Origin of the sequence: Arenibacter algicola, assembly GCF_018860365.1 — a bacterium.
Taxonomy (GTDB): domain Bacteria; phylum Bacteroidota; class Bacteroidia; order Flavobacteriales; family Flavobacteriaceae; genus Arenibacter; species Arenibacter algicola_B.
On sequence record NZ_JAHKPO010000013.1, the window covers coordinates 455133 to 479219 of the forward strand.

A 24087-nucleotide genomic window follows, 5' to 3' on the forward strand; every position below is an offset into this window, starting at 1 on the left:
TTTCAGGGCATTCAGCCTTAATTTATTGTCTCACCACTTTCAACCCCATCTTCATCCGGATTAATAAATACCAATTTACCATCTGCATTTTCCGTCATTAGGATCATTCCCTCACTATCCACGCCACGTAGGGCCCTAGGTGCCAGGTTTACCAAAACGGTTACTTTTTTACCTATGATATCCTCGGGTGAAAAGCTTTCCGAAATACCCGATACTATAGTTCTCACATCTAATCCCGTATCCACTTTTAACACCAAAAGTTTTTTGGCCTTAGGCATTTTTTCTGCTTCAATAATGGTACCTACCCGCATATCCAATTTGGAAAAATCGTCAAAGGTAATGGTGTCTTTTTGTGGGCTAACTTCTTTGTTCATAGTTTCATTTGCTTTTTTGGTAGCTTCCAATTTGTCCAATTGCGCCTGTATGGTTTCGTCCTCTACTTTGCTGAAGAGTAACTCGGCTTCGTTTATCTGATGTTCTGCAGGCAGTAATATTTCCTTTTCCGATATGTCTTTCCATTCAAGGGACCCCTCAGCTCCACTTTGGGAGATATTGAGGATTTTTTTAAGCTTAACGGCAGTAAAAGGTAGGAATGGCTCGCTTAACACTGCCAGAGCCGACGCTATTTGAAGGGCAACGAACATAATCGTCTTTACCCTTTCCTCATCCTGTTTAATTACTTTCCATGGCTCCTCGTCGGCCAAGTATTTATTGCCAAGTCGTGCCAAATTCATTACTTCCTGTCCGGCTTCACGGAAACGGTATCTTTCTATAGAACTGGCAATGATCTCAGGATATTTTTTAAGTTCGGCCAGAGTTTCCGTATCTACTTGGCTATAGGTACCAGGGGAGGGAACAATTCCATTATAATATTTGTTGGTAAGCACTACAACACGGTTGATGAAGTTCCCATAAATGGCCACTAATTCATTGTTGTTCCTGGCCTGAAAGTCCTTCCAGGTAAAATCGTTGTCCTTGGTTTCCGGGGCATTGGCGGTCAGGGTATATCTAAGTACATCCTGCATATTGGGAAATTCTTCCAAATATTCATGCAGCCACACCGCCCAATTCTTGGAAGTGGACAATTTGTTGCCTTCGAGGTTTAAGAATTCGTTGGCCGGAACATTTTCCGGTAATATAAAATCGCCATGTGCCTTTAGCATACTGGGGAAAATAATACAGTGGAATACAATATTATCCTTGCCGATGAAATGTACCATTTTAGTGTCCTTGGCCTTCCAATAGGGTTCCCAATCCTTTCCTTCCCTTGCTGCCCATTCTTTGGTAGAGGAAATATATCCTATTGGTGCATCGAACCAAACATACAATACCTTGCCTTCACCGCCTTCTACCGGTACCGGGATTCCCCAATCAAGATCACGGGTTACCGCCCTTGGCTTTAGGCCGTCATCGATCCATGATTTGCATTGTCCATATACATTGGGCTTCCAGTCATTTTTATGACCTTCCAAAATCCAGGTCTTCAGGAAATCTTCGTAACGGTCCAAAGGTAAAAACCAGTGCTTGGTTTCTTTTAGGGAGGGTACTGCTCCGGAAATGGTCGATTTGGGATTGATAAGGTCTGTGGCATTTAAAGTGGAGCCACAATTTTCGCACTGATCCCCATAAGCTTCTTCATGGCCACATTTAGGACAAGTACCGATTACAAAACGATCGGCCAAAAATTGTTTTGCCTCTGCGTCATATAATTGTTCGGTAGTTTCCTCAATAAAATCTCCTTGTTCATAGAGTTTCACAAAGAAATCGGAGGCCGTTTTATGGTGAACTTCGGCGGATGTTCTTGAATAGTTGTTGAAGGTAATTCCAAAATCCTGAAAGGATTGCTTAATTATACCGTGATATTTATCGATTATGTTTTGGGGACTTACTCCTTCTTTTTTGGCTTTCATGGAAATGGCAACCCCGTGTTCGTCGCTTCCACAAACGAAGGCCACATCATTTCCATTTAATCTCAAGTATCTTGCATAGATATCCGCTGGCACATAAACTCCTGCCAAATGCCCTATATGTATAGGTCCGTTGGTATAAGGAAGGGCTGCGGTTATGGTATATCTTGCTGGCTTCTGAAGGTTCTGCGACATTATTTTTGGATTAGGCTGCAAAAATAAAGATTTTTACTTGCAGCTGGCGTATTCCTTCAAAAAATAAGCCTTCGTTACCCTGAAAAGAATTCAGAATATACGAAGGCCTTCTCGCATAGTAAGTAGGGGGTGACTTTAAGCTACCATTATGGATTTACTAAGATTTTGATTTTGAACCTGTATTCTATAAATATATTTTCCTGACGCCAAATAAGTGGACAGGTTCTCTCTGATGTTTATTTCTGTAGACCCTTCCAACATTATTTCATTAAATACGGATCCCAAATATTGCCCCATAATGTTAAACAATTGTATGTTTACATGGGCGCTAAAAGGCATTTCGAGGTAAATGTGCGGTGTTGAATCTGTAGGGTAAAAAGGTTTGTGTACAATGGCGTTTATCAAATCCGGATTTGGATTTTCCTCAATAGGATCTGTTGGTGTTGGAGGAGTGGGTTCACCGTCACTATAAACTATATCCGGGAAATCTACTCCACTACAATTAAAGCCTAGGTTTACAGGGGTATACGTATATCCGTCCATGATATGTTGTTCCACAAGGGGAATATCTACACATAGCCATTCTGCCAGTACGGTGGCATAAAGGTTTCTAAAGTCCATTGTGTATTCCAGGTTACCTCTGCCATTTGGCTCGTCCAAAGAGGGGTGGTCACCCACAAAAGCACTTCCGTTTAATCCAGAACCAAAAAATAAGGTAGGGGCAGCCTTTCCATGGTCGGTTCCATTGGATCCGTTTTCGAAGATCCTTCTACCGAACTCGGAAAAAGTCATGCTCAATACCTTGTCGTCCTGCTGGGTAAAGGCGAGGTCATCATAGAAATTATCAACGGCAATGGACAGTTGCGTCATTAGGCGTTCATGTACCAAAGGTTGATTTCCGTGGGTATCAAAACCTCCCATGCTGATCATGTAGACCTTGGTGCCAAGGTTTCCTTTGATCAATCTGGCCAATAATGCCAATTGTCTGGCAAAACCATTATTTTGATACTCAACTTGGTTTGCGCCACGCATATAAGCTTCGTGTATAGTACCTGCGTATTCATTGGTTACGTTGGATACACCTCTAAGAAATTTAATCTGATCACTGTACATGCAACTATCAAATAGAGAATCGTCTATAGAATATTGCAGTCCTGTTTCCGCAATTTGTTCCAACTGATCTATATTGTTGGTTACAAAGGCGTAATTGGTCTCTTCTCCTTCAAAAACCAAACTTCCATAGTTTCCGACTTGGATAGCGGCAGGGCCTTCTGGTCGGCTACCGGGAAAATCCGATAAATAATCCGGATATAGGTGTTCGAAATGTCTTCCCATCCAACCGGTATCCCTTCCACTGAAACCTGTAGTACTTAGGTCGGTATTGGCAAAAATATCCGAACCGGTAAAGTGGGATAGGCTTTGGCCTTCATAACCTACACCGTGTACCGCTTTAAATTGGCCTTCGCCCCACATGGGCTCCAAAGATTTCATATAGGTAGGTACCCCAAATTCATCTGTTAGTCTTAATATTTTACTTTCCGGCAGATAAATATTGGGACGTGCATTGGCATAGATGTCGTACTGCTCTATTGGAATAATAGTGCTAAGTCCGTCGTTTCCTCCTGACAAGCGAATTAAAATTAAAATATTATCGGTTTCCGCCATGGCTATAGCCGAGGTCAGAGGGGATGGGGCCGATGCTGTTAGATAGTTACTGCCCAGCATCATGGATCCGGAACCGGCAATACCTAAGGCTTGTAGAAAGGAACGTCGACTCCATGTCTTATGTTCCAAATCGTGACCATCATGGTCTTTGCCTTTATGGGGTGATTTATGATGAGTATCGCACATAATGGTCGGTTTTATTTAAGTTGAAATTCGGGTTGTCTGGTAAGGTGTCTTAAAAGTAGATGAACCTGTGAGGGAACCTCTTGGCTTACGCTTAAAATCCATAACGATTGTCCGCCAGGGATATAATCCGGGCCATAATAATCTTCAGGAACATCTTCTATTTTAAATGCCGACATGGCATTGTCAAAATCCTGTTGGGTAAACAATCCCTTGGGTGTAATTTTGTCTACAATAGCCCGTACAACAATTTCCGGGTTACTTGTATTGCTATTTCCTGGTCCAACGGCGTCCATGGCAAATGTCCTAAATTGCTCAGGACTGTCCTGGTAAAAACCATCTACAATAGTTTCCATGGTAAGCCAACGGCCAATCATAAAATTGGTATTGATCCAATCCCTGTTTCGTTGCCATCCTGCAACATCAAAAGGGTCAAATAGGTCTTGCCCCAGCATTCCACTATAATTTATGGCACTTCCAATAGTAGTGTCGTTATAGGCAAAGCCGGTTTCGTTTATCAGATTTAGATAAATATCGAACGGACTTTTAATGATTACACCTATGGCTTCATCGTCAAAAAAGTGTTGACTTTTAAAAAGTTGGCTTAAAACTGGTGCCATTTCAAAATTATTGCTGATAAATGTTGCCGTTAAGCCATCAATAATGGTCTTTGCATTGTTGGCTTCATCCGTGGCATCCGGGTGTACAAAAAATTCGTACAATTTTTTACAGATGAAATAGCCTATTTCGTTGGCTCTTTCTTCAAAAAGAATATCTATGACGTCATCATATCCCCAATTTCCAGTTCTTCCAAATATTGTTTTATTCTCTGTGTTAAATTTGGTAGGATCAAAAACTACTTGCTCACAGCCGAGTTCTCCCCTTTCAACATATCCGGAAATGGCCTTGGCCGTTTCAATGATATCCTGTTCGGTATATCCATTTCCTTCGCCTAAGGTGAATAGCTCATAAAGTTCACGGGCATAATTCTCATTGGGGTTGTTACCATTGTTGTAAACACCGTCCAAATAGTAGAGCATGGCACTGGTAAGGCCAATTTCGCTAACAAAGGTCTTAAAATTCCCAATAGCGTTGCGCTGTAGGCAGTTGATATAATGATAAAGGAATGAGTTGCAATTGTAAACGTCCAGTTCTGTTACAAAATGATTGCTCCAAAAAAAACTAAGCCGATCTCGGAGGTTATTATCAAGTAAGGAGTTGGTATAGGCCAACTTGAATTCTTCTTGTTGAGACCTTATCATTTGTCCACGTAGGTCATCGTCTTCAGGATAATTGCTATTGTTCCAGTCTGCCCAGAGTGGAGCAGCCAAGAGGGGCATATTTTGCGCTTCGGAAATAAGGGAATTAACCAAATTGCCGGCGGTTTGGCCAGTAGCTTGATTAATAGTTTGGACGGAGGCGCTAAAACCCAATCTTCTATATAGATGTTGAGCCCTTTGTCCATCCAACGGGGTGGTATAGGGGGCCAAACTAGAAGTATTACAGTTTATGAAAAATTCCATAATTTATTCCGCATTTGATAGGTTACAAGTAAGGGGTCATTGCATAACGCAGATTTTAATAAGAAATTATTGCTCTTAGAAAAAATTCGCTAGAATGCATAACAAATTACGTGGTTTATAGAAATTTGGACGACAGTATGTTAGGTTTTTCGATAAAATGCACGTTTTTTGGTAAATAGATTGGAAATGGTATGGCAAAGCATAACGAATTTGGGAAAAAGGGAGAGCAATTGGCGGTCGACTATTTAATTGAAAATGGTTATAGGGTAGTTCATAGAAATTATAGGTATTTGAAAGCAGAGATCGATATAATTGCGAGAAAAGGGGATATATTGGCCATTGTAGAAGTAAAATCGCGAAGTTCCGACTATATGCAACCAATTGCCGACACGGTTACGGAGAAGAAAATAAAACTCTTGGTCTTAGCGGCCGATCATTATATTATTAGCAAGGATCTTGATGTGGAGGCCAGGTTCGATATCATTACCATACATAAAAAAGGGTCAAAATTTAGCATAGAACATATGGAAAATGCGTTTTATCACTTTTAATTATTTGTTTTATTTGTAACAAATTGTTATTTTTACCAAAAGTTTAAGGAAATGAAGACTATTTCATCGGTCGTGGAAGACTACATTAAAAAGAAACCATTTTTACAAAGTGCTTTAGCTCAGGGTATTATAAACTTAACGTCGCTTTCTAGAATAGTAAAACCGGAAATAGAAAGTGAATTGGGGAAGGATATTCGCAACGGTGCTATTGTAATGGCCTTAAAACGACTTTCCGATGATTTGGAGTTCCGTGCTACCCATAAAATTATTAAGGTTTTAAAAAATATAGGGGAAATCACGGTAAGGTCATCATTGACCGATTTTACCTTTTTGGTATCCGAATCCATTTTGGAAAATCAGACTGTTTTATTAAATGAGGTAAATAGGAATAAGGATGTTTTTTATACCTCGTCAAGAGGGGTCAACGAACTTAATATCGTTGTCAGCAATATATTGGACGAGGCAGTGGAAGAGTTGTTTAAGAACGAGAAGTGCACACAAAAGGCTGAAAATCTCTCCTCTATTACCGTTAAGTTGCCGGCGGAAAACGTTTCCGTACCTGGTATCTATTATTTTATTTTTCAACGCTTGGCATGGGAGGGTATCGTTCTATACGAAGTGATATCTACCACCAATGAATTTACCATCATCGTAAACGATGAGCAGGTAGATGTGGCCTTTAAGACTATTAAGGATCTTAAAACATTGTAATGCACTAATGTAGCAATTGGTTAATGGAACAATGTTTCAATGTGTAAACGTGATAATAGGAAAACGCATTGTCTCCAATTGCAGAGTGTTAATTATTCCCTTTTAAGAATTTCACAACTTCTTGGTAATCATCCGGCCTGGCAACAATGCGCTTTTCATTGTCCAAAATATAATAGGTAGGGGTTTGATGGATATCGTAAATATCCGCATACGGACTTTCCCATTTTCCTAAAGCTATACCGTGTATAAATCCTGATAGCTTTGCGGATTCCTTTTTCCAAGTTACATCATCGTCTTCCAGGCCAATGGCCAGGACCTTGGTGTTGGAAATATCCTTTAAGGCTTTATGAAATTCAGGAAGTTGCTGTAGACAGTGCGAACAGGTGCTGCTCCAAAATACAATTACATAATTCTTGGCCCCCGTTAGGCTACTAAGTTTTTTGGTGCTACTACCTTCATTCCAAGTAATTTCCGGGGCTACGGCCCCCAAACGAAGTCTATTTTGGGTTTCGATCTTTTTTAAGAGTTCGGATTTATTGGTTTCGGTTGCCAGGGATTTTAGATAATTATCGTAAATAAAATCGGCCACTATATTTAAATTATCGTTGGATGCCTTTGTCCATAGGCTATTGAATAACTGCACCTTATTGATGGCGCTTACATTTTCCAATAGTTGTGCCAATTCCTTAACATTTTCTATAATAACAGGCTCTTTTTCCTTAGAGGGAATTTGAAGTTGGGGCAGGGCCGTAAATGCGTAATTTACTACTTTGTCCGTTAAAAAGTCGGATCCCAGTAGTACGTGATCGTTAAAGTCCAAGGCGTCAAAATAATGTTCTCTTTTATGCCTTACATAGGTTTCAACATCCTCATAGCCCGAAGAAATATAGGGCCTGTTTGCCGAAATGAAATGTCCGCTGAGCATCCCTTGTGATTGGGTTTCGAATGATTTTTGCACCGCGGCCAACTTCTTGTTGAGGTTTAAAAGCAGGTTGCGATCCTTCTTTTTTTCCGAATAAAATTGAGCAATTTGTTTCTCCAGTTTATGTATTTCATTAAAATACCTGGCATATAGGAGGTTTTCAGTGGAGGATATAAAAGATAGGCCTTTTTGGGAATCGAAGGAGAGAACAATATCCTCCTTTCCATTATAGATAAAATCAAAATAAAATTCCTCCTGTGGTACGGCATATACGAGTCTATACATGCCCGTCTGGGCATTGGCCGGAAAATTTAACGAGAAAGCCCCGTTCTTAACAGCCGTGTCGGCAATGTAATTCTGATGGTCAGGATTCAATTTATAGGCAATCAGCCATTTGTAATCGTCGGCCGGTGATAAATTTCCTGAAATGGTATGTTGGGCTTGCAAAATAAAATTGAAGCAAAGAGTAAAAAGTAATAGGGTATTTTTTAATAGCATCAACTGTAGTTTTTTTATGGAACCGTTATTCCCTGTTTTGGGATAAGGGAATCGAAAGGTTGAATGGATTTATAGGCTTTATCAATAGAATTTATATGCTCAAATACCAACAGCAGTCGCAGTCCGTTACGGGTCTGCTTTTCTTTTAATTTGGCAAGGTTGGGATGGGCTTGTACAAATTGCAACACGGCGGTAAAGGAACTGCTTTGGTAAAAATCTGATTGCTGGTCCGCTATAAAATAGCCGATCATTTTACCCTTCTTCATCACTATTTTCTCCAGGCCAATACTATTTGCGATCCATTTGATGCGGACCGAGTTTAATAAATCTTCTGCCTGGGTGGGGAGTTCCCCAAATCTGTCAATCAATTCCGTCTCAAATTTTTGTAATCCTTCTTCCTCGGAAACCTGGTTCAGCTCGGTATAGAGGTTTAAGCGTTCGGTGATATTGTTGATGTAATCATCAGGGAATAACAATTCAAAATCGGAATCTATTTGGGTTTCCTTGACAAAGATCTTTGGTTTGCCACCAACTTCTTCGTAAAGCTCCTTAAATTCGTTTTCCTTAAGTTCGTCTATGGCCTCGGCCAATATTTTCTGATAGGCATCAAAGCCAATTTCGTTTATAAATCCACTCTGTTCACCTCCCAATAAGTCTCCGGCACCCCTAATTTCCAAATCTTTCATGGCAATATTGAAACCGCTGCCCAGATCCGTAAATTGTTCCAAAGCCTGAATTCTTTTCCTGGCATCATTGGTCATAACATCATAGGGTGGGGTAATAAAATAGCAGAAAGCCTTTTTATTGCTTCTCCCTACACGCCCCCTCATTTGATGGAGGTCGCTTAGGCCAAAATTATTGGCATTGTTAATGAAAATAGTATTGGCATTGGTAACGTCCAGACCGCTTTCTACAATGGTGGTAGAAATAAGTACATCGAACTCACCATTCATAAAGGCCAACATAAGGGTTTCCAATTTTTTGCCATCCATTTGCCCGTGGCCAATACCAATTTTGGCATCCGGCACCAGTCTTTGGATCATTCCGGCGACTTCTTTAATATTTTCAATTCTATTATGGATAAAGAAGACCTGTCCACCCCGTTGTATTTCGTAGGTTATGGCATCGCGAATGGTCTCTTCGCTAAAACGGATTACCTCGCTTTCTATGGGGTATCTATTGGGCGGTGCGGTATTGATGACCGATAAATCCCTTGCAGCCATTAAACTAAATTGAAGGGTTCTTGGGATGGGTGTAGCGGTAAGCGTTAGGACATCTACATTTTCCTTAATGGATTTTAATTTGTCTTTTACCGACACGCCAAATTTTTGTTCCTCATCCACGACCAACAAGCCTAGGTCCTTGAACTTCACGTTCTTGTTTACCAACTGATGGGTACCAATAATGATATCTACCTTGCCAGCAGCTAGATTTTCCAAGGTCTCTTTTTTCTCTTTGGCAGTCCTAAAACGATTTACGTAATCTACGGTAACCGGCATATCTTTCAAACGCTCCGTAAAAGTCCTGTGGTGCTGAAAGGCCAAAATAGTAGTAGGGACCAAAACGGCTACCTGTTTGCCGTTGTCTACAGCTTTAAATGCAGCCCTTATGGCCACTTCCGTTTTGCCAAAACCTACATCCCCACAAACGAGTCGGTCCATGGGTCTTTCACTTTCCATGTCTTTCTTGATGTCTTCGGTAGACTTGCTTTGGTCAGGAGTGTCTTCATAAATAAAGGAAGCCTCCAGCTCGTGTTGTAGATAGCTGTCCGGGCCATATTGAAACCCTTTTTCCAATCTTCGCTTGGCATAAAGTTGGATAAGGTCGAAGGCAATTTTTTTAACGCGCGATTTTGCCTTGTCCTTGATTTTTTTCCAAGCGCCAGAACCTAGTTTATATATTTTTGGGGGTGCCCCGTCCTTTCCATTGAATTTGGAGATTTTGTGCAATGAATGTATGCTTACGTAAAGAATGTCCCTTTCCCCATACATTAGCTTTATAGCTTCCTGTTTCTTTCCTTCAACATCTATCTTTTGAAGTCCGCCGAATTTTCCAATTCCGTGGTCTATATGGGTAACATAGTCCCCAATTTCCAATTTGTTCAGATCTTTTAAGGTAATGGCCTGCTTTTTAGCGTAGCCATTTTTTAAATGAAATTTTAGATAGCGCTCAAAGATCTGATGGTCCGTGTAACAGGCAATCTTTAAATCATTGTCCAAAAAGCCCTGATATAATGGAAGTACAACGGTTTTATAATGGACTTCCTTTCCTACTTCATCAAAAATATCGTGAAACCTTTTGGCCTGTTGGTCGGTTGCGCAAAAGAGATAATTGGTAAACCCGTTTTTGTAATTATCGTTTAGGTTTTCAATTAACAAATCGAACTTTTTGTTAAATGAAGGTTGAGGCTTTGTGTTGAACACTATGGTTTCCGGATCACTGGAAGCTTTGGTGTTTCCATCGATCTCTACGAGGCCAAAATCGGCCAGTTGATGTTTTAATAAATCGGAATTGGTAAACAATTCCTGAGGTTTCGCATGCTTTATTTCTTTGGACAGTTTGGTAAATGCCTCTTCTGCTTTTTCAAAAAATGAATCCAACCTAGCGTATAGCAAACTCAGGTTCTTGCTAAAGATAAGGGTGTTTGGGGATATGTACTTTAGAAAGCTCTCCCGGTTTTCGTCCAGGAACTTGTTTTCCACATTGGGAATGATGGTGATCTTTTTAACCTTTTGTGTAGACAACTGGGTTTCCACATCAAAGGTTCTAATACTGTCTACCTCGTCTCCAAAAAATTCAATTCTATAAGGTTCATCATGGGAAAAGGAAAATACGTCCATGATACCACCACGAACCGAAAATTCTCCTGGTTCGGTGACAAAATCGACCCTTTTAAATTTGTATTCGAACAAAACCTCATTTAAAAAGTCTAGGGAAAGGGTATCCTCCAGTTTAATTTTTAGGGTATTTTTCTCCAGTTCCTTTCTGGTCACCACTTTTTCAAAAAGCGCATCGGCATAGGTCACTATGATCGCCGGTTTTTTTCTGGAGTTGATACGGTTAAGTACTTCTGCACGCAAAAGCACATTGGCATTGTCCGTTTCCTCAATCTGGTAGGGCCTTCTATAACTACCTGGATAAAATAACACATCATTATCCCCTAGCAGCTGCTCCAGATCGTTTAAATAGTAGGCGGCTTCCTCCTTGTCGTTTAAAATAAACAAAAATGGAGCCTCGGATTTGAGAAATATTTCTGCAATTACGAAGGACAGGGCAGACCCTGTTAATCCTTTGATATTCGTTTTTGGTTTTGAGGTCGCAGAGGCGTTATCTTGGAAATCGGCAATAGTAGCCCTCAGTTTTCCCAGTTGGGGAGACTGTGCGAACAGTTGTAACATTGAAGATTTTGTCAACCGTAAATTTTATTGCAAATATAAAGCTTGGATAACCTATACACAAAGGATAGATAAATTTAATCATCAGATTATTTATGATAGACCATATGTAAAAGCATATTGATGAATAGTAAAGGTTGTTGTCTCCTAAAAATATACGGGCATATATTATTCTTGCACCCGACGAGATCGGTTGTGATTAAAAAAAATCTATTTAATCTAATTCACCAATTCTATAATTTTAGAAACCGTTTCCTTATTGTTTACTCCCAAGCCTTCTTGTTGATAGGCCAATTCCCCTTCTTGGTCAAAAACGCTTATGATGTTGGAATGTGAAAAATCCATAGGGGATATTTTTTTGTAGTTTACCGCCAGTACTGCCGAAAATTCACGGGTGTCCCCTTCGGAACCTCTTAGAAATACCCATTTTTCCGAATCCATTTGGTTTTCCTTTGCAAATTCTTTTAAACGTTGTGGCGTATCTGTTTCAGGGTCTATACTAACAAAGACAAGGGTGACCTTATCTTTCTTATCGGCTGGGATTTGCTCTTCTATACCTCGCATATCAGCGACCAATCTAGGGCAAGCGGTTTGACAGGAAGTATAGATCATGACCATAACCAATACATCTCCTTTCAGCGCCTTCAACTGTATTTCCTCATTGTTCTGATTGGTCCATTTGGACGGAAGATTATAAATGGATAGCTCAGAAATTTCACCCTCCTTTTTGGTGTTCATGGCCAGAAGCTGCAGGTCCATTTTACAAACGCCACATTTACCAGGTTGGTCATAGGTCTTGTCACCCTCGCAATGCATGGGGCATTGGTATTTTTCTGCTATTGTTTTGGTTGAATTTTTTGAATTGCAACCTATAAGATTGATTAGCAAAAAGCATAACAATCCGGCATTGAGAATTTTTTTCATTTCCTTAATAAGTTAGGTTTTTATTGTTGGGTCCTTTCGTCTGCACACATCGGAATCCTAAATTTCGTATGGCATAATTAGCTTTTAAACTGCCTCTAAAGGCATAGCGCATAAAGGCGGCATAATTCATTAAGTCCGATGCTCCTACCGCAGCACTTCCACAAAAAAGATTACTGTCCTTGTCCACATCCTTTCTGGATTCACCGGAAATTAGAACGGAATTAAAGTCCATTGTCCACTCCCATACAAGGCCGTGAAGGTCATAAATTCCCCAGTAATTTTTAAAAGTGGAACCTATAGAATTGTTAAATGTTTTTGGAGCTTCGTACCAGTCCAGAATAAGCTGATTGTAGGATTCTTTTTTACGGGCGTCGGGACTATTTTGATCGGCCATTGCCGCGTATTCCCATTCATCTACGGTTGGCAATCTTTTACCTTGGCATTCGCAATATTTCTTGGCGGCAAACCAAGAAACGTTGGTAACCGCTGCATCGCCGGCCAACTGGTTGCCATAGGAATCATCACCCTCCCAATTCACCAAGTAATTACCGTCTGCAAATAGTCGCTTGATCTTACTTTTTTTCCATTCAGGATATTCCTGTACAAACTTTAAATACTCCTTGTTGGTTACGGGGTATACGTCCATTGTAAACGCATCTACGGTGACAGCTGTTGAATCTACTCCGTAAAGTGGAATATAAGTCCCTCCTTTTACGGTAACCATATTCTCTGATTGGGCGGAAACAATATTTACTGCTATGATTGCAATCAGTGTAAAGGCTACTTTAAAAAAGGGACTTATGTTCATTTTATTGTTATGGAATTATGTTATTTATTTCTTACACTTTTAACCATGGCCGGAGTTACGTCCTTTTTGGAATTGCCCCAACTATTGTACACATAAGTCAGTACGTTGGCCACTTCTTCATCTGACAAGGTCTGCGCGGTCATAACACTGTTATATTTTTGTCCGTTCACTGTTATTTCACCCGTTTTTCCGTGCAATACTATATCTATAGCGCGATTAACATCGGCATTTAGGTAGTCCGATTTTGCCAACGGAGGAAATGCATTTGCAATACCCTGGCCTTCTGCTTGGTGGCAGGCAAAACAGGTCTGCATATAGGTTGCTTTTCCAAATTCCATCTTTTCCTCCATTGATTTGGCAGGAATTTCAGATTCTACTACGCCATTGGTTGAAGGCATTTTTTGTATACCACTTCCTTCGGGCAAGTAGATTCCATCTTCCAGTTCTCCAGAATAGATAGTCTTATTTTTTTCGCCCTGTACTTTCAACATTCCCAATGCTCCTTTATTAAAAGCTCTGAAAATGGAATGGTCTACTAGGATAAACGTTCCGGGAACATCTACCTTAAATTCTACTATGGCGGCCCCACCGGCTGGGATTAAGGTAGTTTGCACATTTTCATTGATCATATCCCCGCCTTCTACATGTACTTTGTCGAATATTTCACCAATAACATGAAAGGAAGATACCAGGTTTGGTCCACCGTTCCCAACGAACAATCGCACTGTTTCGCCTACGTTTGCGGTAATGGCATTATCCCCGGTCAAGGCTCCCATCTTACCATTGAAAACTACATAATCTGCCTTTTCATCAACTGCTTTTTGCATATCAAAAGGTTGTAAACCTCTTTCTCCATTGGCACCTTTGGTGTAAAAATCGCCCTGCATAATGTAATATTCCTTATCTACCAAGGGCAAGCCTCCTTCTGGTTCTACCAATATTAATCCGTACATACCGTTGGCTATATGCATACCTACGGGAGCGGTGGCACAGTGGTACACATAAAGTCCAGGATTAAGGGTTTTAAACGAAAAAACCTTTTCGTGACCTGGTGCTACAAAAGAAGACTCTGCACCTCCTCCTGGACCGGTAACTGCATGTAAGTCGATATTGTGGGGCAATTTATTTTCAGGGTGATTTTTTAGGTGAAATTCAACTTCATCGCCAACCCTTGTTCTTATAAAACTGCCTGGTACGGTACCTCCAAAAGTCCAATATACATATCGCACTCCGTTGGTCATTTCTCCCTCCTGCTCCAGGATCTCCATGTCTACCTTAAGTAATTTGGCCTTTCTTTTACCAACAGGAGTGGGTACGTTGGGAGGGGATGTTAATTCGGCAATCATTTCACGATTTGCAGGAATATCAGCTGTGCTTTCATAAACTATCTTTTCCTTTTTTGCACATGAGAGGATAAGACTGCCCATTCCTACAGCCATAATTAGGGAGAGGAATATTTTTTTTGTCAATTTTGAATTCATAATAATTTGTTTAGGTTGCTTGTTGAAAAAATAAAGGACGTTTTGGTCTTTTATTCAGGCAAAAATAGTTTTGGCAATGCTACAAAAACATGACACTTGTCATATTTTCTATTTATGTCTAAAAAAAAATTAATTTTGCGTTGCCACTCTATTCTTGGGTTAGGTTTTTCTTAGGATTATTCCTTATTTGAAAATAAAATAGGGTTTATAGTCAACATTATCCAACCCCAATTATTAATATTCCCATCGAAGTTTCCTTTTATAGTTTCCATGCCTTGAGAGGCAAAAAGATGCGAATAACCGCCACTGATGCCAATTTCTTTTTGAAGTTTATAGGCGTAAACGATATCTAGTTCAGTCCCCAATTGTTTTTCGCTGTTTGGACCTATTTCTGCTGCGGCTGAAAAGTTGTGAAGAGCAATATTTACATTGGATTTTTCATTTAACGCCACCTTGGCATTGGCATAAATATCCAAAAGCCCTACGCTGTTAGTGTGGTTGCCAACATAGAAATAATCCATAAGTCCGTTAAACTTATGATTGGTTCCATAAAGGGGGGTAAAAGCTTTATTTTCCTGGTTGGAAGGTGATCCATTGTCATTACCGCTGATGAGTTCTACCCCAAGTCCCAGAGTGGATTTAGCAGCAATTTTATAGTTTCCCTCTAAGGATATTAGATATGCATTTAGGTCATTATTGGCAATATCCTTTCCAAATTGGTAATAAAGGTTTGATGTCAATTTCAAATTATTCGCCTTATAATTTAAATGGGTTCCAAGGGTTTGGCTATACCTGGTTTGGTTGTTATTGGAATTGATATCATCAATAAATTGCAAACCATTGTTTAAGAAAAGAAAGCTTGCGGAGAATTTGTTCCATTCGTTATGTGCCCATAGATATTGAATGCTTTTATAAGTTCCTGGGGTGGTCAAAGTATTTCCGGTTAAGTTTTCATCACTTTGGTTAAATGCGAATCCCAGATCAATTTTTAAGCCGGCATTGTTGTATTCCACGCGGGCGGCATCGTGACTTCTGGCTTGCTGGGCCCAACCCACATCTCCAAAAATTCGGTGGTCGTCATAAATAATTTCTTGTCGTCCCACTTTTAGGAAAAAAGTTGGATCTAGCTTAATTTTCCCCCAAGCCTGATGTATTCCGACCCCATTTTTATCCGAGCTGTTAAGTTGAGGAACATCTCCCCAGATCCGGACGTCCTGTAGACTTAGGTAGAAGGACAGTCTGTCAATTTCATAATTGGTATTCAGTCTGGTCCGTTGAGAAACAAAGACCGCAGGGTCTTCATTATTAGGGAATAAGGTTTTAAAACCATGTCTATATTCGAACCTAGGTCGTAATTCGGCATCTATTGCCAACTGCGCCTTTACTTGCGTGGATAAAAGGATAAAAAAAAGAACTTTAAAGGGTTTCTTCAGTTTCATGACTAATTTGGTTGATTTTTCGCAGGCAAAATTCAGTAGGTTATCTTTAGTGGAATATGATATTTGTCATATAGAATAAGTTGAAATACTTACTTCACTTTTTGAAACTCGCCCTTGCACATTTTGGTTCATTACTGGGGGTACATATATTTATGATCTTGCAATTCTATATTTACTTGCGCCCAATTATGTAAATTCCTTAAAATACGACCTATTTATTTCGGAAAAGTTCACGATATTGAAGCCTGCAAATAAGGATTGAGTGAAATACTCACAATAAAAATGATGATTTATAGAAATGAATTCCACCCAAATATCATTAGGGAGGAACCAAAGTTTATAGATTCTTTAGAAAACCAAAAAATGGGTTAAGTGCTGTGGCTGTGGCTAACAGCTCAGACCCATTTAAGCATGAATACAATAAGCGATGAAAAACGATGACAAGAAAAAGCTGTGTAGCAGCAATTGGTTCGGTCGCACAGGTAAGGACGGTTTTATTTATAGGGCCTGGATGAAGAACCAAGGAATTTCCAATAATATTATTGATTGATCATGGATTTTAAGGGTAAAGTAGCCATTGTTACAGGAGCGGGACAGGGAATAGGCTTGGAGATTTGCAAGCAATTGGTGGCCAATGGGGCCAATGTTCTTCTGAACGATTTGGATGCCACTTTAACGAAGGAAGCAGTGGCGGAAGTGGATGGTAATAAAGGAAATTGTATTGGTCTTGCTGGAGATTCCAGTGATATGCAGGTAATACAACAAATGGTAGAAACTTCAGTTACGGAATTCGGGAAACTGGATGTGGTGGTCGCCAATGCCGGGATTACCCTTTTTGGGGAATTCCTTACCTATACTCCAGAATCTTTCTTTGAGGTTATGAAAGTAAATTTGGGCGGTAGTTTTTTTCTGGCCCAAGCCGCAGCCAATCTAATGAAAAAGCAAGGTTCCGGGGGGTCTATTCTTTTTATGTCTTCGGTAACAGGGCATCAGGCACATGAAAATTTAGCGGCCTATGGTATGAGTAAGGCCGCATTGGAAATGTTGGCCAAGAACTTGGTCATAGAGCTATCACCCTATAAAATAAACGTCAATACCGTGGCACCAGGTGCCACTTTGACCGAGAGGACCTTGAAGGATAAAGACTATTTTGGGACTTGGGAGAACATTACGCCCCTGGGCAGACCTGCATCTGTCAATGATATAGCCCAAGCTGTTTTGTTTTTGGTCTCGGATAATGCCAAACATATCACGGGACAAAGTTTGGTAATCGATGGTGGTTGGACATCGGTGAGTCCGTCTCCTTATAAAAATTAATAGGCGCCTTGAATATTCTAATGCTTATAATTATTAATAAATAAATAGATTCTAAAAAAATATGGGTCCAGAAGTAGTTAGTGGAATTATATGCGAATTGGGGGAAGGTCCGCTCTGGGATGACTCCAAAAAACAGATATGTTGGGTAGATATTTTAAATGGAAATATCCATGGATGGTCTCCAAAATCCAATGCTTCGAACACCATTTCGGTAGGCCAAATGATCGGCGCTATGGCTATTTCTGACAATGGGAATTACATTGCTGCCTTAAAGGACGGATTTGGGTTCGTAAACCGCAAAAATGGGAAAGTCGATATGATAACGAATCCAGAGAAAGATTTGCCGGAAAACAGGTTTAATGATGGGAAATGTGATCCAGTAGGTCGGTTTTGGGCAGGGACCATGCCCATTGCAGAAGATAAATCCTCTGGCAGCCTTTATGTGCTTGATGCTTCATTAAATGTTAGGAAAAAGGAATCCAATATTAGTGTTTCAAATGGCCTGGCCTGGAGTCCGGATCACAAAACAATGTACTTCATAGATTCTCCGACCCGCAAAGTAGTGGGCTACGATTACGATAAGGAAAGTGGCGAATTGGCCAACAAAAGAACGGTCATTAACATTGCCGAAGAAGATGGCTTTCCAGATGGCATGACCATAGACCATGAGGGGATGTTATGGGTAGCGCATTGGGGAGGGTGGCAGGTAACACGCTACGACCCTGGAACGGGAAAAAAATTATTGTCCATTACTATGCCGGTTTCCCAAGTTACCTCCTGTGCCTTTGGGGGTGAAACCATGGAGGATTTATATATAACTTCAGCTAGGAAGGGGCTTAGTGAAGTGGAACTGGAGAAACAACCCTTGGCAGGGTCGCTATTTGTAGTTAGGAATTGTGGTCATAAGGGATTCCCGGCCTATGAGTTTAAGAGTATAGCCTAGAATAAGTTCCAGCCATTTCTATCTAAAAAAATTGCCAATAATATAAACCAACGAAACCAAATTAAATTAGAATGAAAGGATTGGACACACTGGATTGGGTGGTGATCAGCGCCTATTTTGTGATATTGCTTGGGGTTGCCTGGTGGGTAATAAAACAAAAGCAAAAGAATACAGAGGATTATTTTTTGGCCGGACGAAACATTGGGTGGTTTATGGTTGGGGCTTCCATTTTTGCCTCAAACATTGGGTCCGAGCATGTAGTTGGATTGGCCGGCAACGGGGCAGGCGATAAGATGCCATTATTGATTTATGAGCTCCACGCCTGGATTGTTTTAATGTTGGGTTGGGTGTTTTTACCTTTTTATGCCAGAAGCGGGGTATTTACAATGCCCGAATTTTTGGAAAAGCGTTTCGATGCCCGCTCCAGATGGGTACTTTCCATAGTGTCTTTAATAGCCTATATACTTACCAAAGTTTCCGTAACCATTTATGCAGGTGGAGTAGTGGTCTCTGCCTTGTTGGGAATACCCTTTTGGATCGGTGCGGTGGCAACCGTGGCACTTACGGGTCTGTATACCATTTTGGGTGGAATGCGTGCTGTAGTCTATACCGAGACCATACAGGCCATTGTGTTGGTGCTCGGGGCAGGAATCCTTAGTTTTATGGGACTTGAGGCTGTAGGGGGCTGGGGAGAGCTGAAGGAAACCATAGGAGTGGATTATTTTAATATGTGGCGGCCCAATTCGGACCCGGATTATCCATGGCTTCCATTATTTCTTACCAGTACCATTGTGGGAATCTGGTATTGGTGTACAGATCAGGTAATCGTGCAACGGGTGCTTACTGCCAAAAGTATTAAGGCAGGCAGGCGTGGAAGTATCTTTGGGGCACTTTTAAAGCTGATGCCGGTTTTTCTTTTTCTTATACCTGGGGTGGTAGCCTTGGGGCTTAAAATGCAAGGGAAATTGGACTGGAACAGTCCGGATGAGGCCTTTCCGGTATTAATGAGCAATCTTCTGCCTTCCGGCCTCCGTGGTTTGGTAGCTGCGGGATTGTTGGCTGCCCTGATGAGTTCCTTGGCTTCCGTATTTAATTCCTGCTCCACCTTGTTTACCTTGGATATCTATAAAAAGCTGAAACCCAATAAACCTGAAGAGGAATTGGTAAAAACCGGTAGGACGGCAACCTTTTTCGTAGTTGGGCTGGGACTGTTGTGGATACCTGTAATTACAAGGCTCTCGGACGGCTTATACGAATACCTGCAGAATGTACAGGCCTATATTTCCCCACCGATTACGGCGGTGTTTCTTTTGGGGATTTTTTATAAGCGCATTAATGCCAATGGAGCAATCGCTACTTTGGTAGGCGGATTGATCATAGGATTTTCCAAACTGACCTTGGAAATCATGAAATCCAGTTTTTCCGAGGGAAGTTTTCTTTTTAACCTCGCTGATGTGAACTGGTTGGTATTTGCTGCCTATTTCTTTGCCCTCTGTGTGGCCATTGCTGTTATAGTGAGTATGTTTTATCCGGCCCCTTCCGCAGCGCAATTGTCCGGCCTAACCTTTGGAACGGTTACGGCAAAACAAAAAGCGGACAACAAGTCGAGCTATACTATTTGGGATATAGTGGCTTCGGTGTTGGTGGTGCTCATTGTGCTGTATATTATGATATCGTTTAGTACGCTATCATTGTAGTGATCGCCTAAACTCTTTTTTATGTCCCCGATCTTAAGCTAGTTTTTTCCTAAAAAAATCGATGGTGCGTTTCCAAGCCAATTCGGCAGCTTCACGATCATACCTGGGTGTGGTATCATTGTGAAAGCCGTGGTTTGCTTTAGGGTATATATAGGCCTTATATTCCTTGCCATGTTTCTTTAGAGCTTCTTCATAGGCCGGCCACCCTTCGTTAACGCGTGTATCCAATTCGCCAAAATGGAGCAATAATGGGGCATTTATTTTTTCAATATCTTCTGTTGGCTGTCCGCCGTAAAAAGGAACGGAAGCTCCTAAACCAGGAACCTTTACCGCCATCATATTGGAAATCCAACCTCCAAAACAAAATCCTACCACACCAACCTTGCCGGAGCATTCCGGGTGGGCTTTCAAATATTCAAAGGCAGCGATAAAATCCTCCAACATCTCATCTCGATTTCGCTTGCTTTGCAATTCGCGACCATCATCGTCATTGCCGGGATAACCGCCAAGAGGTGTCAAAGCATCTGGGGCCAAGGAGATAAACCCGGCAAGGCCGGCCCTTCGCCCAACGTCTTCTATGTGCGGATTCAATCCACGGTTTTCGTGGACCACGATTATTCCTGGAAGTTTTACCTTGGTATCGGCCGGTCTAGAAAGCAAACCCTTTATGGAACCTCCTCCTTTTGGGGAATCGTAATAGATATATTCCGATTTTAATTTAGGATCATTAGGTTTTATCTGGATTTTTTTCACATAATCAGGGGAAATAAAGCTAAGTAAGGAAGCTACCGTTAGCCCACCAACCGCATAGGTGGATAATTTATCCATAAACAGCCTTCTACTTACCCTGTTATGGGCATAGTCATCATAAAGGTCAAAAACCTCTTGTTTAATATCCTCTTTTTTCAATGGTTTCATGGGCGTTAATTTATCGTTGAATGTACTTTCTAGTCTTTGGGTTCCATCAGATCCGATCAAAAATATTCCCTTGTGGCATACTTTACGGAGGAATGCGGAAGGGACGCTTTTTAAAGGATTTTTCTGATTTTCATTGCTTTATTTAATGTATTTATAGCAAAACAAAGCCTTGAAATAAACAGTACTTACTAAAAGTATGAAATTAGTTTTAACTTTTAAAGATAATTATGAAGTCAGGCTAATTGTCGTATTTCCATAATGCAAAAATTATTGGACTTTGGATATCTATGAGTCAATATTGCATTACTAGTTTTAGTATATAACGAATTTTGGTATATTAATTATAATTATGGTTTAGACGGCGAATTCTTAAAATGATTTAAAATTAAAAATGACTTTTGAGGTTTATTTTTACTTATATTTGATTTCTAGTTTAATGGCAATTTTGGCCATTAAGACTTTCCCCCAAATAAGTTTATTGTTCATTGGCCAGTGTTGGGATTCCAACACCAGGTTTAACCATTAATAGCTTATAATTTGCTTAAACGATTACTATTAAAATTTGTCAAGTACTACCTCCCAATTCTAATATTAAGTGTTTTGGCGATTTTGTGGCTATATAAAATGGAGCACGAAAAGCTGATTTCCTTACAGCAAGATGAACTTTCCAATAAAAAACAACTGATCGTTGAACTTCTAAAACCCATGATAGCCAATCTCTATTATTGGAAGCAATACAATTTTAGCGAGAGCGATTTTGATCCAGAGCAGAATGCCCATTTAGAAAAGAAAATTGGTGATTTTATTATTGGTATGGACAGTTATAATCAATTTAGGCTAATTGATTTGTCAGGAAAGGAGGTATATAGGCTTAATAGACAGGATAATGGTAAAATAGTAAAGAGTTTGGCCCTACAGGACAAGGCCAATAGGGATTATTATCAGGCGACCACGGAACTTGAAAAAGATCAAATTTATTTGTCCCCATTAAATCTGAATCAGGAAAACGGCGTATTGGACTTGCCATATAAGCCAATGATTCGAGGAGTAGCGCCTATATTCGATGCTCAAGGCACCAAATTGGGCATTGTGGTTATTAATTTTAGTGCCGAAAGGTTTTTGGACCTGCTCAAAAAGGACAATCCTTATTCCTTTATGTTGTTGGATCGTTTTGGCAATTACCTGATATGTAAGGATAGTAAAAAAGAGTTTGCCCATTTAATTCCCAATAGCCAAAATATTACCTTTTATGAGGAACACCCCGAGTTAGCGGATTCACTGCGTATGAAAGAATCTACATCTTTGTTCCGGAACGGGGATCTGTGGATAAAGACCGAATTGGATTTTAAAAAGGAACTTGGCCAAACTCCTTTATTTCAGCATAAATTTGCGGACATCAAAACCAATAATAAATGGCTGCTTTTAAAACATTTGGATTCAGAGATTTTAAATGCTAGGCTGAAAAGTGAGATCTTTTCAATATTCCTTATCAATTTATTGGCAATTGCTGTTATTTTTTGCCTATCATTTCTTGAAGCAAAAAGTGATACTTCCAAAAGGAAGTATATGCAGGCCCTTGAATTAATTAACAAGGAGCTGGAAAGCAAAAGTACCGAGTTGGAAAGTAAAAACAACTCCTTGGCGGCCATGCAGAGCAAACTTGAGCTGCGGAATGCACAACTTCTGGAGTATAACAATATTGTTGCCCATAACCTAAGGGCTCCTACTACAAGCGTTTCTGCTTTGGTGTCCATGTTAAAGGAATCCAAGGATTATGAAGAGGCCAAGAGTTATTTTCCCAAATTGCAAAAAGTAACCCATGCTATTAACACCCTAGTGGATGATCTTCTAATTTACGTTAGGATTCTGAACGATGACCACCAGGTAAATATGGAAAATATAGCGTTGGAACCTTTGATAGAGACAACCTTGGATTTGTATGTTGAAACTTTGGACTTGGAAACCATAGAAGTGAAGACAGATTTTACTGCATGGAAAGAAGTGAAGTTTTCAAAAATTTATTTACAGAGTGTAATTCAGAATCTAATATCCAATGCCATAAAATATAGGGATCCCAGTAGAAAGTCCGTCATATTTATCCGTACCTTATGGGAGAACGACAAGAAAGTTTTAGTAGTGGAGGACAATGGTGTAGGGGTGGATCTGAATCGTTATGGCAACGATATTTTTAAATTATATAAAAGATTTCATCGTGGACTATCCGGAAAAGGTATGGGTTTGTTTCTGGTGAAAACACAGTTGGAATCTTTGAATGCCAATATAGAAGTAACCAGTAAATTGGGAGAGGGAACCATATTTAAAATAACATTTGACAGCTATGAATAACTTAAGTTTTTTTCTAATCGATGACGATGAGATTTTTCAGTTTATAATGAAGAATACCATTGCCGAAATAAGTCCAGACATTAAGATTAAGTTTTTTTCCGATGGTGAAAAGGGTATCGATTTCCTAAAACAGAACCTGGGTGCTGCCACCAATCTTCCGGATATTATCCTTTTGGATGTAAACATGCCTTTTATGGATGGATGGGAGTTTCTCAATGAATATAAATCACTTCAAACCGAAATAAAAAAGGATATCAATATATATCTGCTTACATCGTCCAATAATCCTAACGATATAGCTATGGCCAAAGAGATTAGTGAACTTTCTGGTTATTTGGTAAAGCCAATATCGAAGGAGGGAATCAAAAACCTGATTAGTCATTTTCCAACAAACGAGTGGTATCATAATCAATTTTAGATGGTGATATATTTTAGCAGTCTGGTCTAAGGTTGGTTTATGGGCTGGTGAAATAAAGAAAGCTCCAAGATTTTTTTTTGGTTGGAAATCCTAATGTCCGTTTTTGAAACAGCTGTCAGCGCACCTGAGATTTAATTGTAGCTTCTATTTAACCGCTAATATAACTGCCTGGTAGTCCTACGGACCGTTTACAGGCAATAACTAATTGGAAAGGTCCTGGCAAATCCCTTTTTTTTCCTTCATCAC

18 protein-coding genes are annotated in these 24087 nt (G+C 40.1%); 8 read left to right on the forward strand and 10 right to left on the reverse strand.

Annotated elements, in window-relative coordinates:
* Positions 1-17: 17 nt before the first annotated feature.
* The 3 genes from metG to KO529_RS10625 form a co-directional block, all read right to left on the reverse strand.
* Positions 18-2102: a methionine--tRNA ligase gene (metG, locus tag KO529_RS10615; protein ID WP_215947863.1), complete on the reverse strand. Its 2085-nt coding sequence runs from the start codon at positions 2100-2102 to the stop codon at positions 18-20.
* Between the two features lie 135 nt (positions 2103-2237).
* A complete protein-coding gene (locus tag KO529_RS10620; RefSeq protein ID WP_215947864.1) occupies positions 2238-3953 on the reverse strand; it encodes a DUF1501 domain-containing protein in 1716 nt (571 codons plus the stop codon).
* Between the two features lie 11 nt (positions 3954-3964).
* On the reverse strand, positions 3965-5473 hold the full coding sequence (locus tag KO529_RS10625) for a DUF1800 domain-containing protein (RefSeq protein WP_215947865.1): 1509 nt from the start codon (positions 5471-5473) through the stop codon (positions 3965-3967).
* 191 nt (positions 5474-5664) lie between these two features.
* Between KO529_RS10625 and KO529_RS10630 the strand changes: the two genes are divergently transcribed.
* Together KO529_RS10630 and KO529_RS10635 are read left to right on the forward strand one after the other, a co-directional pair.
* Positions 5665-6024 (forward strand): YraN family protein, encoded by a 360-nt coding sequence (locus KO529_RS10630; protein WP_215947866.1) that lies wholly within the window; start codon positions 5665-5667, stop codon positions 6022-6024.
* A 51-nt stretch (positions 6025-6075) separates the two neighbouring features.
* Entirely contained in the window at positions 6076-6735 is a 660-nt protein-coding gene (locus tag KO529_RS10635) for an aspartate kinase (RefSeq protein ID WP_031442049.1), read from the forward strand.
* 88 nt (positions 6736-6823) lie between these two features.
* Here KO529_RS10635 and KO529_RS10640 read toward each other — a convergent pair whose 3' ends face one another.
* From KO529_RS10640 to KO529_RS10665, 6 genes are all read right to left on the reverse strand, one after another.
* Entirely contained in the window at positions 6824-8155 is a 1332-nt protein-coding gene (locus KO529_RS10640; RefSeq protein ID WP_215947867.1) for a redoxin domain-containing protein, read from the reverse strand.
* Positions 8156-8169: 14 nt separating this feature from the next.
* Positions 8170-11553: a transcription-repair coupling factor gene (mfd, locus tag KO529_RS10645; RefSeq protein WP_436835198.1), complete on the reverse strand. Its 3384-nt coding sequence runs from the start codon at positions 11551-11553 to the stop codon at positions 8170-8172.
* Positions 11554-11769: 216 nt separating this feature from the next.
* Complete coding sequence (locus KO529_RS10650) at positions 11770-12474, reverse strand: SCO family protein (protein WP_252734369.1); 705 nt, start codon at positions 12472-12474, stop codon at positions 11770-11772.
* A gap of 4 nt (positions 12475-12478) precedes the next feature.
* On the reverse strand, positions 12479-13282 hold the full coding sequence (locus tag KO529_RS10655) for a formylglycine-generating enzyme family protein (RefSeq protein ID WP_436835199.1): 804 nt from the start codon (positions 13280-13282) through the stop codon (positions 12479-12481).
* A gap of 20 nt (positions 13283-13302) precedes the next feature.
* Positions 13303-14709 (reverse strand): copper-containing nitrite reductase, encoded by a 1407-nt coding sequence (gene nirK / locus KO529_RS10660; RefSeq protein WP_247095030.1) that lies wholly within the window; start codon positions 14707-14709, stop codon positions 13303-13305.
* A gap of 230 nt (positions 14710-14939) precedes the next feature.
* The gene (locus KO529_RS10665) at positions 14940-16202 is read right to left on the reverse strand and encodes an alginate export family protein (RefSeq protein WP_252734370.1); all 1263 of its coding nucleotides are present in this window, start codon (positions 16200-16202) and stop codon (positions 14940-14942) included.
* Between the two features lie 427 nt (positions 16203-16629).
* Here KO529_RS10665 and KO529_RS23610 point away from each other — a divergent pair, with 427 nt between their 5' ends.
* The 4 genes from KO529_RS23610 (at position 16630) to KO529_RS10680 (ending at position 20159) form a co-directional block, all read left to right on the forward strand.
* Positions 16630-16752 (forward strand): hypothetical protein, encoded by a 123-nt coding sequence (locus KO529_RS23610; RefSeq protein WP_289847760.1) that lies wholly within the window; start codon positions 16630-16632, stop codon positions 16750-16752.
* A 2-nt stretch (positions 16753-16754) separates the two neighbouring features.
* Positions 16755-17519: an SDR family NAD(P)-dependent oxidoreductase gene (locus tag KO529_RS10670; protein ID WP_215947870.1), complete on the forward strand. Its 765-nt coding sequence runs from the start codon at positions 16755-16757 to the stop codon at positions 17517-17519.
* Positions 17520-17580: 61 nt separating this feature from the next.
* Positions 17581-18462, forward strand: coding sequence for an SMP-30/gluconolactonase/LRE family protein (locus KO529_RS10675; protein ID WP_215947871.1), 882 nt, complete (start codon positions 17581-17583; stop codon positions 18460-18462).
* Between the two features lie 71 nt (positions 18463-18533).
* Positions 18534-20159 carry a sodium:solute symporter gene (locus KO529_RS10680; protein WP_215947872.1) on the forward strand — a complete coding sequence of 542 codons (1626 nt, stop codon included), beginning with the start codon at positions 18534-18536 and terminating at the stop codon, positions 20157-20159.
* Positions 20160-20192: 33 nt separating this feature from the next.
* Here the strand turns inward: KO529_RS10680 and KO529_RS10685 are convergent, their stop codons facing one another.
* Entirely contained in the window at positions 20193-21077 is an 885-nt protein-coding gene (locus KO529_RS10685; RefSeq protein WP_215947873.1) for a dienelactone hydrolase family protein, read from the reverse strand.
* Positions 21078-21701: 624 nt separating this feature from the next.
* Between KO529_RS10685 and KO529_RS10690 the strand changes: the two genes are divergently transcribed.
* Entirely contained in the window at positions 21702-23423 is a 1722-nt protein-coding gene (locus KO529_RS10690; RefSeq protein WP_215947874.1) for a sensor histidine kinase, read from the forward strand.
* Positions 23416-23841, forward strand: coding sequence for a response regulator (locus KO529_RS10695; protein ID WP_215947875.1), 426 nt, complete (start codon positions 23416-23418; stop codon positions 23839-23841). Before KO529_RS10690 ends, KO529_RS10695 begins: the two co-directional genes overlap by 8 nt.
* Positions 23842-24087 lie beyond the last annotated feature (246 nt).